Here is a 16,087-nt window from a genome sequence, read left to right on the forward strand (position 1 = left end):
GACGTGTTGGATCAACAAGGATCGGATCAGCACCGCCATTCGCCCCGCGCACGCAGGCACCGCCGCGTCGCCGCATCGACTTCTGCAAGGAAATAGGAGCCAGCCCGGAAGGGCCGGCATGTGTGGTGGTCAATCTCGTATGGGAGGGATGCTCGTGAGATACGCACCAGGGAAAGCTGCACGACCCGCCGGTTTGTTGCTGTCCGGCATGCTCGCACTCGTGGCCTTGCCCACGGCCCAGGCCCAGTCCGCGTCCTGCGCGGCGGTGCCGGCGTGGACCGCCTCCACCATCTACAACCCGGGCGACAAGCTCGTCTACCAGAACCACCTGTACCAGGCCAACATCCAGATCTGGAACGCACCGCCGACCCACTGTCCCAGCTGCGGCTGGTACACGGACCTGGGCGTGTGCGGCACCGGCGGAACCAACCAGCCGCCGAGCGTCGGCCTCACCGCGCCGGCCAACGGCGCCAGCTTCGCCGCCGGCAGCAACATCGCCGTCAGCGCCAATGCCAGCGATAGCGACGGCAGCATCAGCCAGGTCGAGTTCTTCCGCGGCACGGCCTCGCTGGGCGTCGACACCAGCGCGCCGTACGCGGTGACCTGGGCCAACGCCAGCACCGGCACGCACGCGTTCAAGGCCGTCGCCACCGACAACCAGGGCGCCACCACGACGTCGGCCACCAACACCATCACCATTACCGGCACGCCGCCCGTCGATACCACGCCTCCGAGCGTGCCGACCGGACTGGCCGCCAGCGCGCTGTCGTCGAGCAGCATCGGCCTGAGCTGGAACGCCTCCACCGACAACACCGGTGGCAGCGGCGTGGCCGGTTACGACGTCTACCGCAACGGCAGCCTCATCGCCTCGCCCACCGCCACCAGTTACACCAGCAATGGCCTGGCGGCGAACACGACCTACTCGTTCACCGTGCGCGCACGCGACAACGCCAGCCCCGCCAATGCCTCGGCACACAGTGCCGCGGTCAGCGCGACCACGCTCACCGGCGGTGGCGGCGGCAACAAGCGGGTGATCGGCTACTTCGTGCAATGGGGCATCTACGGCCGCAATTACCGCGTCAAGAACATCGACACCAGCGGTTCGGCGGCGAAGATGACGCACATCAACTACGCCTTCGGCAACGTCCGCAACAACCGCTGCGAAGTCGGCGTGACCCAGGCCTCCGATCCGAATACCGGCGTCGGTGGCGATGCGTTCGCCGATTACACCAAGGCGTTCGGCGCGGGCGAAAGCGTCAGCGGCACCGCCGACACTTGGGATCAACCGCTGCGCGGCAGCTGGAACCAGCTCAAGCAGCTCAAGGCCAAGCATCCGAACCTGAAGGTGCTGATCTCGCTCGGCGGCTGGACGTATTCGCGCAACTTCTCCAGCGCCGCCAGCGCGGCCAACCGCCAGGCCTTCGTCGCCTCCTGCGTGGATGCCTACATCAGGGGCAACCTGCCGGTGACCGACGGTGCCGGTGGCCCTGGTGCGGCAGCCGGTGTGTTCGACGGCATCGACATCGACTGGGAGTACCCGGTCGCCTGCGGCCTGAGCTGCGGCACGCCCGCCGACAACGCCAACTTCACCGCGCTGCTGGCCGAGTTCCGCCGCCAGCTCGATGCGGTGCGGCCGGGCCTGCTGCTGACCATCGCCGCCGGCGCCGGCGTCGACAAGGTCCGCGTCACCGATCCGGCGGCCTACTCGCAGTACCTGGATTACATCAACGTGATGACCTACGACTTCCACGGCACCTGGGATCCGCAGACCAACCATCACTCGGCGCTGTTCGACTCGCCCAACGATCCGTCCACCGGCGACCAGAAGTTCTACAACAGCAACGATGCAATCGAGGCGTTCCTGAGCCGCGGCGTGCCGGCGGCCAAGCTCAACATCGGCATCGGCTTCTACGGTCGCGGCTGGACCAACGTGCCCAACGTCAACAATGGCCTGTACCAGAGCGGTACCGCGGCGCCGGGCACGTATGAAGCCGGCAACGAGGACTACAAGGTGCTCAAGGACCGTCCCGGCACGATCTACACCGATGCAAATGCGCGTGCGACCTGGAAGTACGACGGCAACACGTTCTGGAGCTACGACACGCCGGCCATGGTCACCGAGAAGATGGGCTACGCGAAGGCACAGAACCTGGGCGGCGCGTTCTTCTGGGAATTCAGTGGCGACGATGCACAGGGCACGCTGGTCAACACGATGTCCAACGGCCTCAAGTAACCCCCTCTCCAGAACCCTCCTCGGGTTTTGACCCTCAGCGCCGATCCCTTGATCGGCGCTCTTTTTTTTGGTGGGGCTCGTGTCTGCGGAAGGGCGTCGTCCGCCGGGTCGGCGCTTTGTTGCACGGTCTTCGGTGGCCCTCACCCCAACCCCTCTCCCGCAAGCGGGAGAGGGGCTCCGTTACTGAAAGACCGTCATCCCCGCGAAGGCGGGGACCCAGCGACGTTGCTCCCGGCGCTTCGCGAAAGCGTGTCGGGAACACGTGCGCTACGCTCCGGACAAACGATTTTGTGGCAACCGGCGAAACCGTCGCAGGCCGACCAGGCAACCTGGTCCGCTATAATTCGCCACCCCATGCGCCATTCCCCCTTCCACCGTCGAATGAGCCTGCTGGCGCTGGCCGCCATGCTGCTGCTCCTGCTCATGCCGACGGCGGGTCGACTGCTGGCCGGGATGTCCGGCGCCCGCGACGGCGGCGTCTGGACGCAGATGTGCACCATGGCCGGCCTGAAGCTGGTGAAGGTATCGGCAGGAGACGCCAACCACGTCGATCCGATCACGCCCGAACCCGGCGGCGATCTACCGATGCAGGACTGCGCTTATTGTCCGGTCCTTAACACGCTCGTCGCGCTGGTGCTGTGCGTGGTGTTCGCGTTTGCCGCGGCGACGCGGTCACGACAGACGCCTCCGCGACGGACACCGTTGCCCTGGACACGCTGGCACCCCTGCGGACTGGGCTCGCGCGGCCCCCCGCTCGCACTCTGAAACACAAGACGCCTTCCTGATCCCTGCATGCGGCGACGCCGCGTGCTCCTTGTGCTTTGGAGTTTTCCATGTCTTCCATTTTCCGTTCGTCGCGCCTGTGCGCGGCGGTCTCGACCGCGCTTGCCTGCGCACTCCCGCTTCTAACCTACGCGGATATGGCCCATGCCGACGACCTCACCGGCGATGCCAACCGTGATGCCACTACGCTCGATCGCATCGAGGTCGCCGCCATGGCAGCCAATCCACTCGATGCGTCAGCCGCCACCGGCACGCGCCTGAAACTGACCGTGCAGGAAACGCCTGCCTCGATCACCGTCATCGACCGTTCGACCATGGACGACCGCGGCGTCCGCAACACCCAGGAAGCGCTGTTCGGCATTCCCGGGCTGGCGGTGGCCTCGCCGCCGGGCAACGGCAACGCGGTGACCTGGCGCGGATTCTCCGGCGCGCAGATCACGCAGCTGTTCAACGGCATCGGCGTCCAGTACGACGCGATCGCCGCGCGCCCGGTCGATGGCTGGATCTACGAGCGCGTCGAGGCCATCGGCGGCCCGTCCAGCTTCCTCTACGGCGCCGGTGCGGTGGGCGGTTCGATCAACTACGTCAGCAAGGTTGCCCAGCTCGATCGTGACAGCACGCAACTGCTAGCCACTGCCGGCTCCTTCGGCAGCGCCGTGATCGCCGGTGGAACCAACCAGCACATCGGCGGCGACAATGCCCACAACGCCATCCGCGCCGACGCGGCGTGGTCGCACAGCGATGGCTGGGCCGATCGCAACCGGCGTGAGTCGGCCACGCTGGCGCTGTCGTGGCTCGACCAGATCCGCGACAACCTCAGTCATACGCTCGCGCTGGAATACCAGGACGAAGACAGCGAGCGGCCGTACTGGGGCACGCCGGCCTACCGCGAAGACGGCCACCTGCGAGTGCTCGACGCCACCCGCACCAGCAACTACAACGTCGCCGACGGCCATTACGGCCAGCAGGTGCTGTGGGCACGTTCGCTGCTGGAATGGCAAGTGTCGGAGCGCACCCAGCTGCGCAACACGCTCTACCACTACGATGCGCTGCGCGACTACCGCAACGTCGAGTCGTACCGGCTGACGCCCGATCGGCAGGGCGTGATCCGCTCCAGCGCACTGTTGCAACGGCACGACCAGCAGCTGTTCGGCGACCGCGTCGAATGGTCGCACGAGGGCACGCTGGCAACGCTGCCGACGCAGTGGAGCGCCGGCGTCGACGTCAGCTACAACCGGCAGACGCGCTTCCCGCTGTCGCTGCCGGGCGTGGTCGATACGGTGCCGGTGGATGCGGTCACGCCGGGCAGCTTCTTCGACGTGCCGGGCGCGGAACAGGTCTACCAGCCGGACCGCACCAACCGGCTGCACAGCCAGGCGCTGTTCGTGGAGAACCTGACCCATCTTGGCCAGCAACTGTCACTGCTGACCGGCCTGCGCCACGACTGGATCGACCTGGATGTCGTCAACCATCGCGCGGTCAATGCGACCAACCCGGCGCGCTTCCAGCGCGACTACTCGCCGACGACCGGACGTGTTGCGCTGGATTACGCATGGACGCCTTCGATGAGCACGTATGTGCAGGTCGCCACCTCCGCCGATCCACCCGCGGGCATCCTGTCCACGGCCAACTTCGCGACATTGCGCGATTTCGACCTGAGCACCGGCCGCCAAGAGGAAATGGGCGCCAAGTTCCAGTCCGCCGATGCCCGCAACTACGTCACGCTGGCCGCGTACCGGATCGTGCGCGAGAACCTGGCGATCACCGACCCGGCCAACCCGGGGCAGACGCTGCCGGTGGGCCAGCAATCGTCGCGCGGCGTCGAGCTCGCCTTCGGCATGAAGCCGCTGCAGGACCTGTCGATCAACGGTAACCTGGCCTGGGTCGACGCCACGCTCGATGACTTCTACGAGAGCGTCGGCGGCGTGTCGGTGTCGCGCGCCGGCAATCGCCCGACCAATACGCCTTCGCGGATCGCCAACCTGTGGCTGGACTATGCGTTCGCGCCGCAATGGACGGCCGGCATCGATCTGCGCGCGCTCTCGTCGCGCTACGCCGATTCGGCCAATACGACCAAGGCCGCGGGATATGGCGTGTTCGGTGCGCACCTGCGCTGGCAGCTGGATGCGGCCACCAGCCTGACCGTGCGCGGGCGCAACCTGGGCGACCGCGACTTCATCGCCTATGCGATCAGCAACGACATGGCCTATCTCGGCGAGCCGCGCTCGTGGGAACTGGAACTGCGCAAGGAGTTCTGAGTGCAATGCCCGGGGCAGATCCTCTGCCCCGGGCCAGCGCAGCGGAAGTTACTTCTTCAGCGCCTTGACGGCGTCGAGGGTTTCCTTGACGTGCTGGTTCGGCTTGAGCTCGGAGTAGGCATGCACGATCGTGCCCTGCTGGGAGATCACGTAGGACGTGCGATCGGACCACTCCGGCTTCTGCGCCAGGATCGCGTCGTACTGCCTGGCGATCTTGGCGCCGTTGTCGGCGGCGACCGGGAACTTGCCGCCGCAATGCTCGGTTTCCTTCGAGAAGGCGGCCAGCTCGCTGGTGTTGCCGGCGGTGATGCCGATCAGGGTGGCGCCCTCCTTCTTGAACTGGTCGGCGGCCTCGGAGAACAGGTGCGCCTCGAGGTTGCAGCCCGGCGTGTGTGCGGCCGGGAAGAAGTAGACGACGACCGGGCCCTTCTTCAGGGCATCGGCGAGCTTGAAGGTGAAGGGCTCGCCGGCGAGGTAGGCCGGGGCGGTGAAATCGGGAGCCTTGGCGCCGGTCTTGAGCGCGGCGTAGGTTGGTGCGGCGAATGCGGCGGCGGCGATGAAGCCGGCGACGGAGAGCTTGAGCAGGGAGTTCATGGCGGACGTCCGGGTGGCGGGTGCGGCATACGATACGACCGCGCGGGTAAAAAAGGGTTCTTCTCCCAAGCGAGAGAGGGCTTGTAGAGCCCCTCTCCCGCTTGCGGGGTGAGAGGACACTGCTTGCGAGCCACTGGCTCGCGTGTCCTCGAACGCCCGAGCGCTATGCGCTCGGGCCGGGGTGCGGGTTGGGGTGAGGGCAAACGGTCGCGTGCGTGGTCGAGAGGAGGAGGTGGGGTGTATTCCGCGAACCTCCGCTTCGCTCCGTTAACAGTTCGCGAAATACACCCCACCCCCTCCTTCCTGAAGCTGCAGTTGTTTTATCGACTTCACGTGTCGGGTCGGTGCGCTGCCCGCGTGAGTTGGCTGCAAGGGCGGGACTCGGGCTGTGCCGTTACGGGGCGGTGTCCGTGCCCTCCCTCATTCGCACGGCTGCTCGGTGAGGTCGGGCCCGGCCGCCCGCTAGAGGTTCATGTTGTTTCAAACCCGGCATGGAGCAGAGTCACTGGGTTCCCGCCTTCGCGGGAATGACGGGCAAGAACAAAGTCCATGGGTTCCCGCCTTCGCGGGAATGACGGGCATCAGAACAACGTCGCTGGGTCCCCGCCTTCGCGGGGATGACGGTTTTCCAATGACGGTGGAAGCCCCTCTCCCGTTTACGGGAGAGGGGTTGGGGTGAGGGCCGCCGAAGACCGGGAAACAAAGCGCCGAAGCGTCGTCCGCCGGGCCGGGGAGGCAAGCCCACACGCAACGGCAAGTCCTCACTACGTTCGGGACGACAAACAACGCCAACGTTCACGTCATTGAGCGGCCAGCCTCAGCGCGTCGTCCAGCAGTCCCGCCGCGGTGACCTCCGCACCCGCACCCGGCCCCTGGATCACCAGTGGCTGGTGGCAATAACGATCGGACCAGATCGCCACGCGGTTGTCGGTGCCGGCGCCACCGGCCAGCGGATGGTCGGCCGGCAACGACTCCAGGCCGACGCGGGCGACGCCGTCCTGCAGTCGGGCGATGAAGCGCAGCTTCTCGTGCCGCTTGTAGGCGCTGGCGTAGCGGTCGCGCAGCGGCGCATCGAGCGCGGGCAGCGCGGCATCGAGCGCTTCGCGAGACAGGATCGCCAGTTCCGGTGGCACCAGCGAAGTGACCTCGACATCACCGGCGTCCAGTTCGACACCGGCACTGCGCGCAAGGATCAACAGCTTGCGCCGCACGTCCTCGCCAGAGAGGTCATCGCGCGGATCCGGCTCGGTGTAGCCGGCATCGCGCGCCTGACGCACCAGCGAGGAGAACGGTCGCATGCCGTCGTAGTGATTGAACAGCCAGGCCAGCGAACCTGAGAGCACGCCTGCCACGGCATGGATGCGATCCCCGCCCGCCTGCAACTCGCGCAGCGACCGCAGAAGGGGAAGCCCCGCGCCGACCGTCGCGCTGTCGCCGTAGCCGGCATCGCCGATCGCCGCAGCGGCGCGGATCGAGCGCCAGCGCGAGAGCGAGGTCCCCTGCCCGATCTTGCAGGCGGTGGCGACATGGATGCCCTGCTGCAACCAGTGCGCGTGACGCTCGGCGACCACCTCGCTTGCAGTCGCATCGATGACGATTCGGGCACCATCGCCTTTCAGCGCGGCATCGATGGTCTCAAGCGAACTGCGCTGCGGCGCCAATGCCAGCCGCTGTGCGGCCTCGGCGGGCGCCAGGCCGGAACGGTCGCTGGCCGACTTGCGTGAGTTGGCGACATGCACCAGCTGCAGGCGTTGGCCGAGGCTGTTTCCCTGCCACGCCGCCAGACGTGCCAGCACCGCGCTGCCGACCGTACCGGTGCCGAGCAAGGCCACTCGCGCCGGCGCATGGCGCGGTTGCGCGATGACGGCGCGGGCGACGTCGAGCGCGGCGGCGCTCATCGTTTGGCACGCTCTGCGGTGGCCACCGCGAGTTCGGCACGGGCAAGCGCGGCTTCGAGGTCGGCGACCAGGTCGTCGGCATGCTCGATGCCCACCGATAGCCGCAGCAGGCCGTCGCCGATGCCGGCGGCAGCGCGCGCCTCGGCCGACATCGCCGCGTGCGTCATCGTCGCCGGGTGCGCGATCAGGCTTTCAACGCCGCCGAGCGACTCGGCAAGGGTGAAGCATTCCAGTCCTTCGACGAACGCACGCACCGCTTCCTCGCCGCCTTCGAGCTCGACGCTCAACATCGCGCCGAAGCCGAGCTGCTGCCGCGCCGCGAGGGCGTGGCCGGGATGCGACTCCAGGCCCGGGTAATGCACGGTGCGCACCGACGGGTGCCCATCGAGCAACGCCACCACCGCCTCTGTGTTCTCCTGGTGCACGCGCAGGCGCGCATCCAGCGTGCGCAGGCCGCGCAGGGTCAGGAAGCTGTCGAACGGCGAGCCGGTCAGCCCCAGCGCGTTCGCCCACCAGACCAGTTGCTGGTGCTGCTCGGCGTCACGCGCAACCACGGCACCCCCGACCACGTCGCTGTGGCCGTTGATGTACTTGGTGGTCGAATGCAGGACGAAGTCGGCACCGAACTGCAGCGGCTGCTGCAATGCCGGCGACAGGAAGGTGTTGTCGACCACGGTCAGCGCGCCCTTGGCCTGCGCGGCTTCGATCACGAAGCGCAGGTCGGTGATCCGCAGCAGCGGGTTCGACGGCGTTTCGATCCAGACCACGGTCGGGTCGGTGGCGAGCGCATCGGTCAGCGAGCGCGGGTCGGTGAGGTCGGCTGTGATCAGCTCGAACGCGCCCTTGGCGGCAAGTGCATTGAACAGGCGCCAGCTGCCGCCGTAGCCATCGTGCGGCACCACCAGGCGGTCGCCGGGCTTGAGCAGTGCGTGCAGCAACAGCGTGATCGCGCCCATGCCGGTGGCGGTGACGACGCCGCCGGCGCCACCTTCGAGTTCGCTCAGCGCGTCGGCCAGCAGGTCGCGGGTCGGGTTGCCGCTGCGGGTGTAATCGTACTGACGCTTCTCGTTGAAGCCGGCGAAGCTGAAGTTCGACGACAGCACGATCGGCGGGGTGACCGCGCCGAAGGCCGGGTCGCGGTCGATGCCGGCGCGGACGGCGGCGGTACAGCGGTTGCGCGTGCTCATGCCAGCACCTCCGCGCGTGCATCGGCAACGCAGTCTTCAAGGGCCTCACGCAGGACGGCGGCGACTTCGGCTTCCTCCTTGAGGAACGCATCGTGGCCGTACAGCGAACGCAGCACGCGCAGGCGGGTTTCGCCGCGCAGGCGCTCGACCAGATCGTAGGCATCCGACAGCGGCACCAGCCGGTCCTCGGCAACCGCGATCACGGTCACCGGCAGGCGGATCGCACCGGGGTCGAGGGCTTGCAGGTCGATCGACTCGGACAGGCGCAGGTAGGCAGTCGGCGAGGTGCGCTCGACATACGTCGCACCGCAATGGTCGAGGTAGTCCTCGGCACCCACGCGCACGCGGCCGTCGCTGACCTGGGCGGCGTCGAAACGGGCGGCGAATTCCTCCGGCGTGCGGTAACTCAGGATCGCCAGCTGGCGTGCCAGCGCCAGGCCGTGGGTCTCGTCGCACTGCAGCGCGCCCAGCGCGACGGCACGGCGCTGCAATGCGCGCCAGGCACTGGCGTAGGGATGGGCGCGGTGCACGCCGCTGATCGCGACGAGCTGCTGCAGACGTTCGCCATGACGCGCGGCGAACTGCAGGCCGACCATCGCGCCGTAGGAGCAGCCGACGAAGGCCTGCAGGCGGTCGATGCCAAGCACGTCGAGCAGCGCGGCGATCGCGTCGGCCTGGTCGGCCGGATCGATCGGCGCATCGAGGCTACCGTCGGCGCCGAGCCAGTCGAAGGCGACCACGCAGTGCTGGCGCGGATCGATCGTACGACCCTCGCCGACCTGGCCCTGCCACCAGCCGGCTTCGCCGAAGGCCGCGGTGGCGGCGACATGACGGTGCGCGGAAATGCCGCCGGCGACGAACACCGCCGGCAGCGCGCGGTCACCGGCGATCTCGTAGCGCAGAGTCAGGCGCTGGCGACCGGCATGGCGCAACTGCAGTTCGATCGTGCACTCGCCACGCTCGGCAGCAACGGTGGGGGCAATCGCGCCTTTCACCCAGGCAGCGGCATGGGCGATGGCATCCAGCGTCGCCGCGGTGTCGTGTTCGTGGGTGGTGGTGGGGGCGTTGGCGAGACTCATGGCGGGCATCCGAAGTGACGGGGCCATCGAGCCTGCGAGTCGCGGTGCACCCGACCATCAACGGCGGGTGCACGTCGCAACCATCTTCCGACCGGCGCGGACGCCTGTCGCAGGAATTGGCACCTTCACCTCGCTGCCCCTGCAATTGCGGCGGGGTAGCAGGTTGGGTTGCCCCGGCTTCAAAGGGCCTGTCCCTCTGCCGGTCTCGATGGATGGCCGCAGTCTGCCAGCGTCCGTCGGCGAGTGTCAATCGCTCCATCCGCATATAGCGATTTATTATGTCGATCACGTCCTGGCGCCACATTGTTAAGGCCACGCGAATACACTTCGCCCATGACTCCACGCCTCCTTCCCCCCGTCGCCACTGCTGCATTGCTGGCGACCTTGATGTGCGCCTGCTCGACCACGCCGCCCGCCGCCGCACCGGCGCAGACGTCGCCCGTGACCCCGGTCGGCGCGCCGGCGACGCTGACCGTGCCGGAGCGCTATGTCTCGGCTGAAAGCCCCCAGGACGAACTCGATTCGCTGGCCACCTGGACCAGCGAGGAAGGCCGCACCCTGCTGATCGCCTCGGCCAAGTCGACCCACCGCCTGGTCGTGTTCGATGCCGACTCCGGCAAGCGCCTGCGCGAGGTCGGCGGCGAAGGCCAGGCAGCGGGCGAGTTCAACCGTCCCAACGGCGTCGCGGTCTATGGCGACACACTGTTCGTGGTCGAGCGCGACAACCACCGCGTGCAGGTCTTCACCCTGCCCGACTTCAAGCCGCTGGGCAGCTTCGGCGACCAGGAACTGCGCAGCCCCTACGGCCTGTGGCTGACCGAGACCGAGCCGGGCGAGCTGGAGATCTACGTCACCGACAGCTTCATGTACGGCAAGAAGTTCGACGAAGTGCCGCCGCTGGCCGAGCTCGACCAGCGCGTGCGTCGCTACCGCGTCCATTTCGACCAGAACGGACGCCTGCGCAGCAGCTATGGCGGCTCCTTCGGCGATACCACGCAGGCCGCCGGCCTGCGCATGGTGGAGTCGATTGCCGGCGACCCGGGCAACGATCGCCTGCTGGTCGCCGATGAAGACCGCCGCCACGAATCGACCCTGCGCGAGTACAGCTTCAGCGGCAAGTACACCGGCCGCAGCCTGCCGCAGGACAGTTTCGCCGCCGAGGCCGAAGGCGTGGCCCTGTGGACGTGCGCCAACGGCGGCGGCTACTGGATCGCGGTCGACCAGTTGGCGCCGCTGACCGTGTTCCACCTGTTCGACCGGACCACGCTCGCGCCTGTCGGCAGTTTCGAGGGCGAGGTCACCGCGCATACCGACGGCGTCGCCCTGCACGCTGCCTCCACTGCGGCATTCCCCGATGGCGCGCTGTTCGCCGTGCACGACGACAAGTCGGTGACGGCTTTCGACCTGTCCGAGGTCGTGCGCGTGCTGGGTCTGTCGGCGGACTGCACCCGCTAGCGCGATGGCAACCAGGCGCCACCTGGCAGCAGTGATCCTCGGCAGCGCGGCGCTGGTGCTGGCGTTCGGCGCGGGCGCGGCCAAGGTCTACCGCTGGACCGACGATAGCGGCATCACCCATTACGGCGATCACGTTCCCGATGCGCCGCCGGCGCAGCTGCGCACGATTCCGGTGTACACCGAGCCCAGTGCGATCGCGCGCCTGCGCATCGAGAACGACGGCGACCGCTTCCTGGCCTTCGCCGACAACCGGCTGTCGGGCCCGATCGAGGTGCAACTGGACTTCAGCCGCAGCGACAACGTGATCGGCCGGCCATTGCTGCCGGCACGCGCCACCGTCGCCGCGCGCGGCAGCGTGCTGGTGGCGGTGCTGGAGTCGGACGACCCCGAGCGCGGCTTCGACTTCGAACTGAACATGGAAAGCCTGCCCGGCGATCCCGGCGCGCGCCCGCGCAATGTCGACTACCTGCTGCCGCTGCAGCAGGCGACGTTCCGCATCGACCAGGGCTACGGCGGGCACTTCAGCCACAACGACGGGCAGAGCCGCTACGCGGTCGACTTCGCCGCCGACATCGGTACGCCGGTGCTGGCCGCGCGCGAGGGCGTGGTGATGCAGGTCGAGTCGGACTTCGACAAGGCCGGCCTCAACCGCGAGAAGTACGGTGGTCGCGCCAACTTCGTCCGGATCCTGCACGACGACGGCAGCATGACCCTGTACGGCCATCTCAAGGCCGACGACGGCGTGCTGGTGCGGGTCGGCCAGCGCGTCCGCGCCGGCCAGCAGATCGGCCTGTCGGGCAATACCGGCTTCACCACCGGCCCGCACCTGCACTTCGCGGTGCAGGTGAACCGGGGCATGCGGCTGGAGTCGATTCCGTTCAGGATGCTCGGCCCGGCCGGACCGCTGCGGATTTCCGGGGGCTGATCGCTTTGAGCCCTTCCCCCGCGCGCGGGGGAAGGGTTGGGATGGGGGCGAGACGGCGCCTCAGCGCAAGAGCTGCCCTCACCCTGCCTCCCCGCAAGCGGGAAAGGGGACTCGATGCCGAGGGAGCGCCACCGGCCCGCGTATAATCGCCCCCCTCACCCGCTTCCCGACTCGCGGACCGGTCGCCCGACCCGCCCGCTTAAGCCATGTCCGACGTTTCCCTCGAAGCCGCCCGCCGCCGCACGTTCGCGATCATTTCGCATCCCGACGCGGGCAAGACCACCCTCACCGAGAAGCTGCTGCTGTTCGGCGGTGCCATCCAGATGGCCGGCTCGGTCAAGGGCCGCAAGGCCGCGCGCCACGCGACCTCGGACTGGATGGCGCTGGAAAAGGAACGCGGCATCTCGGTGACCAGCTCGGTGATGCAGTTCCCCTACGAGGGCCGCATCGTCAACCTGCTCGACACCCCCGGCCACGCCGACTTCGGCGAGGACACCTACCGCGTGCTGACCGCGGTCGACTCGGCGCTGATGGTCATCGACGTGGCCAAGGGTGTCGAGGAACGCACGATCAAGCTGATGGAGGTGTGCCGTCTGCGCGACACGCCGATCATGACCTTCATCAACAAGCTCGACCGCGAGGGCAAGAACCCGATCGACCTGCTCGACGAAGTCGAGTCGGTGCTGGGCATCCAGTGCGCGCCGATCACCTGGCCGATCGGCATGGGCCAGCGTCTGAAGGGCGTGGTCCACCTGGTCACCGGCGAGATTCACCTCTACGAGCAGGGCCGCAACTTCACGCGCCAGGATTCGACGATCTTCTCTTCGATCGACGACCCGGCCCTGGCCGACCGCATCGGCGAGAACATGCTCAAGGAGCTGCGCGACGAGCTCGAGCTGGTCGAAGGCGCGTCGCATCCGTTCGACCCGGCCAAGTACCTGTCGGGCGAGCAGACCCCGGTGTTCTTCGGTTCTGCGGTCAACAACTTCGGCGTGCAGCTGCTGCTGGATTTCTTCGTCGAGCATGCGCCCTCGCCCAAGCCGCGCGAGACCACCGGCCGCGAGGTCGGCGCTTACGAGCCCAAGCTCACCGGCTTCGTGTTCAAGATCCAGGCCAACATGGACCCGCAGCACCGCGACCGCGTCGCGTTCATGCGCGTGTGCTCGGGTGCATTCCACGCCGGCATGAAGGCCTTCCACGTGCGCACCGGCAAGGAGGTCAAGCTCGCCAACGCGCTGACCTTCATGGCCTCCGACCGCGAGATCGCCGAGAGCGCGTTCCCGGGCGACGTGATCGGCATCCACAACCACGGCACCATCTCGATCGGCGACAGCTTCACAGAAGGCGAGGCGCTGAATTTCACCGGCATCCCCAACTTCGCCCCGGAACTGTTCCGCCGCGCGCGCCTGCGCGATCCGCTCAAGCTCAAGCAACTGCAGAAGGGCCTGGCGCAGTTGTCGGAGGAAGGCGCCACCCAGTTCTTCCGCCCGTTGATGAGCAACGACCTGATCCTCGGCGCGGTCGGCGTGCTGCAGTTCGACGTGGTCGCTTACCGCCTCAAGGACGAGTACGGCGTCGACGCCAGTTTCGAGCAGGTCGCCGTCTCCACGGCGCGCTGGATCCGCTGCGACAACGACAGGAAGCTGGAAGAGTTCCGCGACAAGAACGCGATGAACCTCGCGATCGACGCCGCCGGGCAGCTGGTCTACCTGGCGCCGACGCGGGTCAATCTGCAGCTCGCGCAGGAGCGCGCGCCGGACGTGACGTTCATGGCCACGCGCGAGCACGCGCACGCCACCGCGATCGACTGAGGTCGCGCGGTGCCGGGCTGGGCAGCGTGGTTGCTGGCGTTCAACGCGGTGACCGTGCTCGTTTACGGCTACGACAAGGCCATTGCCGGCGGCCGCCGCCGGCGCGTCCCCGAACGCACTCTGCTCGGCCTGGCCCTGTGCGGCGGCACGCCGGGCGCGCTGCTGGCGATGTGCCACAAGACGGCAAAGCGCAGCTTCCGCAATGGGCTGGCGCTGGCGATTGCCGCGCAGCTGATCGCGGTGATCGCCCTGGCCGCACTCACGCGCTGACTACCCGATCACGTCATCCCGGCGAACGCCGGGATCCATTTGCTGTCGCATGCGGCCGCATGATCAGAACTCATACCCGAACAGATCCAGGTCGCGCCGATAGTACTCGGCAACGCCGTCGATCAATGCCTGGTCATAGTAGTCTCGGTAGCTGCCGCGGCGCGAGCTGTTGACCTGGCCCAGCTGTGCCAAGGGGATGCCAATGCGCTCGCAGATGGCATCGTACGAAGCCTGCATCTCTTCGACGCGACCGACTACGTCGGCCAGCAGCTTGCCGTCCGCATCGGTCACGAAAGTGTGCTGCGGCTGGAACAGGATGTGCTGGCTCGGCCGCGCCTGGAACAGGATGTAGCGCATGACCTGCTGCGGATTCTTCAGGAAGGCACCGTTGGCACGAGTCATGAACGCGCAATAGGAAACAAAACGATCGAACGGATTGCGCACGAAAGCGAATTTGAAATAGCCCGCGAACGCCTCCTCGCCGAGGAACGGCCGGATCTGCTCCAGCGTGATGTGGCCGTGCTGGATCGCTGCCAGTTCCTCGAATGGGAACCGCCTGTTCACGAACAGGCTGACCTGCTCCAGGTCCTCTTCGCTCAGGTGCCCGCGCAACGCCTGCCGTACCGAATGCGTCCCGGTCTTGGGGATCGCGGCGAACACGAAGCGGTGCTGGTGGGAAATGATCATGCAGAAGGTGCCCGGGCGTTGCCGCATCATAGTAGGATCGGTGGCCGCGAACCGTAGTGCCGAAGCCGCCGATTGCGTAACCGGTCACGCCGCACCCGCCCGCTCCCGAGCATTTGCTCCAACCTGCGCTAGGATGCTGGGCCATGCCCACTGCACGCTCCGTCGACGACGGCTCCGCCCCCGCATCCCGCGGGGCCAATTCGCTGCGCGAAGAGTTCTACAGCGCGCTGACCCACGGGCTAGGCGCCACGGCCGCGCTTGCCGGCGGGGCGGTGCTCATCACCCTGGCTGCGCTGTTCGGCGACGGCTGGCAACTCGCCGGTGCGATCGTCTTCGGGATCAGCCTGTTGCTGCTCTACCTGGCCTCGACCCTGTATCACGCGATCCAGCATCCGGTCGCCAAAGCGCGACTGAAGGTGTTCGACCACTGCGCGATCTATCTGCTGATCGCCGGCACCTACACGCCGTTCACGCTGATCGGCCTGCGCGGTCCGTGGGGCTGGGGCCTGTTCGCCGCGATCTGGGTTCTGGCGCTGGCCGGCGTGGTGTTCAAGCTGTTCTACACCGGCCGATTCAAGTTGCTGTCGACCGGCATCTACATCGCCATGGGCTGGCTGGTGATCGTCGCGATCGAACCGTTGCTGGGCGCGCTCGATGGCTGGACCATCGGCTGGCTGTTCGCCGGCGGCCTGTTCTACACGCTCGGCACCGTGTTCTATCACCGGCCTTCGTTGCCCTATTCGCACGCGATCTGGCACCTGTTCGTGGTCGCCGGCAGCGTGTGTCATTACGTCGCGGTGATGGCGCAGGTCGTCTCGCCCGGCCAGACGATGCCGGGCTGAACTGATCAAAGCTTGTCTACTCCCGCTTGATCAGCCCCATCGAACGTGGGGACGAGTCCATACCG

General features: G+C 67.5%; 13 protein-coding genes and 1 riboswitch. Of the genes, 8 read left to right on the forward strand and 5 right to left on the reverse strand.

Annotation, left to right across the window (positions count from 1 at the left end):
• Window positions 1–139 precede the first annotated feature (139 nt).
• From AC3A3X_RS08785 to AC3A3X_RS08795, 3 genes are all read left to right on the forward strand, one after another.
• Window positions 140–2,233, forward strand: a complete 2,094-nt coding sequence (locus AC3A3X_RS08785; RefSeq protein WP_487582645.1) for a glycosyl hydrolase family 18 protein — start codon at window positions 140–142, stop codon at window positions 2,231–2,233.
• 354 nt (window positions 2,234–2,587) lie between these two features.
• Window positions 2,588–2,998, forward strand: a complete 411-nt coding sequence (locus AC3A3X_RS08790; RefSeq protein ID WP_487582646.1) for a DUF2946 family protein — start codon at window positions 2,588–2,590, stop codon at window positions 2,996–2,998.
• A gap of 68 nt (window positions 2,999–3,066) precedes the next feature.
• Window positions 3,067–5,274 carry a TonB-dependent receptor gene (locus tag AC3A3X_RS08795; protein WP_487582647.1) on the forward strand — a complete coding sequence of 736 codons (2,208 nt, stop codon included), beginning with the start codon at window positions 3,067–3,069 and terminating at the stop codon, window positions 5,272–5,274.
• 48 nt (window positions 5,275–5,322) lie between these two features.
• Here AC3A3X_RS08795 and AC3A3X_RS08800 read toward each other — a convergent pair whose 3' ends face one another.
• The 4 genes from AC3A3X_RS08800 to metX form a co-directional block, all read right to left on the reverse strand.
• Entirely contained in the window at window positions 5,323–5,868 is a 546-nt protein-coding gene (locus AC3A3X_RS08800; protein ID WP_487582648.1) for a peroxiredoxin, read from the reverse strand.
• A gap of 800 nt (window positions 5,869–6,668) precedes the next feature.
• Window positions 6,669–7,766: a homoserine dehydrogenase family protein gene (locus AC3A3X_RS08805; RefSeq protein WP_487582649.1), complete on the reverse strand. Its 1,098-nt coding sequence runs from the start codon at window positions 7,764–7,766 to the stop codon at window positions 6,669–6,671.
• Window positions 7,763–8,953, reverse strand: a complete 1,191-nt coding sequence (locus AC3A3X_RS08810) for an O-succinylhomoserine (thiol)-lyase (protein ID WP_487582650.1) — start codon at window positions 8,951–8,953, stop codon at window positions 7,763–7,765. Before AC3A3X_RS08810 ends, AC3A3X_RS08805 begins: the two co-directional genes overlap by 4 nt.
• On the reverse strand, window positions 8,950–10,032 hold the full coding sequence (gene metX, locus AC3A3X_RS08815; RefSeq protein ID WP_487582651.1) for a homoserine O-succinyltransferase MetX: 1,083 nt from the start codon (window positions 10,030–10,032) through the stop codon (window positions 8,950–8,952). Before metX ends, AC3A3X_RS08810 begins: the two co-directional genes overlap by 4 nt.
• A gap of 77 nt (window positions 10,033–10,109) precedes the next feature.
• Window positions 10,110–10,247: riboswitch (SAM riboswitch) on the reverse strand.
• Between the two features lie 118 nt (window positions 10,248–10,365).
• Between metX and AC3A3X_RS08820 the strand changes: the two genes are divergently transcribed.
• The 4 genes from AC3A3X_RS08820 (at window position 10,366) to AC3A3X_RS08835 (ending at window position 14,493) form a co-directional block, all read left to right on the forward strand.
• Window positions 10,366–11,487: a phytase gene (locus AC3A3X_RS08820; RefSeq protein ID WP_487582652.1), complete on the forward strand. Its 1,122-nt coding sequence runs from the start codon at window positions 10,366–10,368 to the stop codon at window positions 11,485–11,487.
• Between the two features lie 4 nt (window positions 11,488–11,491).
• On the forward strand, window positions 11,492–12,412 hold the full coding sequence (locus AC3A3X_RS08825) for a peptidoglycan DD-metalloendopeptidase family protein (protein ID WP_487582653.1): 921 nt from the start codon (window positions 11,492–11,494) through the stop codon (window positions 12,410–12,412).
• A gap of 206 nt (window positions 12,413–12,618) precedes the next feature.
• Window positions 12,619–14,223, forward strand: a complete 1,605-nt coding sequence (locus AC3A3X_RS08830) for a peptide chain release factor 3 (RefSeq protein WP_487582654.1) — start codon at window positions 12,619–12,621, stop codon at window positions 14,221–14,223.
• Between the two features lie 9 nt (window positions 14,224–14,232).
• Window positions 14,233–14,493 (forward strand): DUF1294 domain-containing protein, encoded by a 261-nt coding sequence (locus AC3A3X_RS08835; protein ID WP_487582655.1) that lies wholly within the window; start codon window positions 14,233–14,235, stop codon window positions 14,491–14,493.
• Window positions 14,494–14,556: 63 nt separating this feature from the next.
• On the opposite strand, the gene AC3A3X_RS08840 is transcribed toward AC3A3X_RS08835, so the two are convergent.
• Complete coding sequence (locus tag AC3A3X_RS08840; RefSeq protein ID WP_487582656.1) at window positions 14,557–15,210, reverse strand: sulfotransferase family 2 domain-containing protein; 654 nt, start codon at window positions 15,208–15,210, stop codon at window positions 14,557–14,559.
• 113 nt (window positions 15,211–15,323) lie between these two features.
• On the opposite strand from AC3A3X_RS08840, the gene trhA reads away from it, so the two are divergent.
• Window positions 15,324–16,022: a PAQR family membrane homeostasis protein TrhA gene (gene trhA, locus AC3A3X_RS08845; protein ID WP_487582657.1), complete on the forward strand. Its 699-nt coding sequence runs from the start codon at window positions 15,324–15,326 to the stop codon at window positions 16,020–16,022.
• Window positions 16,023–16,087 lie beyond the last annotated feature (65 nt).

The sequence above is a fragment of the Lysobacter sp. Soil_N_23 genome (genome assembly GCF_057656135.1).

Bases quoted from the DNA above. Each gene is read 5' to 3' on its own strand.
- AC3A3X_RS08785 (WP_487582645.1), top strand. From the start codon at position 140: ATGGGAGGGATGCTCGTGAGATACGCACCAGGGAAAGCTGCACGACCC.
- AC3A3X_RS08790 (WP_487582646.1), top strand. From the start codon at position 2,588: ATGCGCCATTCCCCCTTCCACCGTCGAATGAGCCTGCTGGCGCTGGCC.
- AC3A3X_RS08795 (WP_487582647.1), top strand. From the start codon at position 3,067: ATGTCTTCCATTTTCCGTTCGTCGCGCCTGTGCGCGGCGGTCTCGACC.
- AC3A3X_RS08800 (WP_487582648.1), bottom strand. From the start codon at position 5,868: ATGAACTCCCTGCTCAAGCTCTCCGTCGCCGGCTTCATCGCCGCCGCC.
- AC3A3X_RS08805 (WP_487582649.1), bottom strand. From the start codon at position 7,766: ATGAGCGCCGCCGCGCTCGACGTCGCCCGCGCCGTCATCGCGCAACCG.
- AC3A3X_RS08810 (WP_487582650.1), bottom strand. From the start codon at position 8,953: ATGAGCACGCGCAACCGCTGTACCGCCGCCGTCCGCGCCGGCATCGAC.
- metX (WP_487582651.1), bottom strand. From the start codon at position 10,032: ATGAGTCTCGCCAACGCCCCCACCACCACCCACGAACACGACACCGCG.
- AC3A3X_RS08820 (WP_487582652.1), top strand. From the start codon at position 10,366: ATGACTCCACGCCTCCTTCCCCCCGTCGCCACTGCTGCATTGCTGGCG.
- AC3A3X_RS08825 (WP_487582653.1), top strand. From the start codon at position 11,492: ATGGCAACCAGGCGCCACCTGGCAGCAGTGATCCTCGGCAGCGCGGCG.
- AC3A3X_RS08830 (WP_487582654.1), top strand. From the start codon at position 12,619: ATGTCCGACGTTTCCCTCGAAGCCGCCCGCCGCCGCACGTTCGCGATC.
- AC3A3X_RS08840 (WP_487582656.1), bottom strand. From the start codon at position 15,210: ATGATGCGGCAACGCCCGGGCACCTTCTGCATGATCATTTCCCACCAG.
- trhA (WP_487582657.1), top strand. From the start codon at position 15,324: ATGCCCACTGCACGCTCCGTCGACGACGGCTCCGCCCCCGCATCCCGC.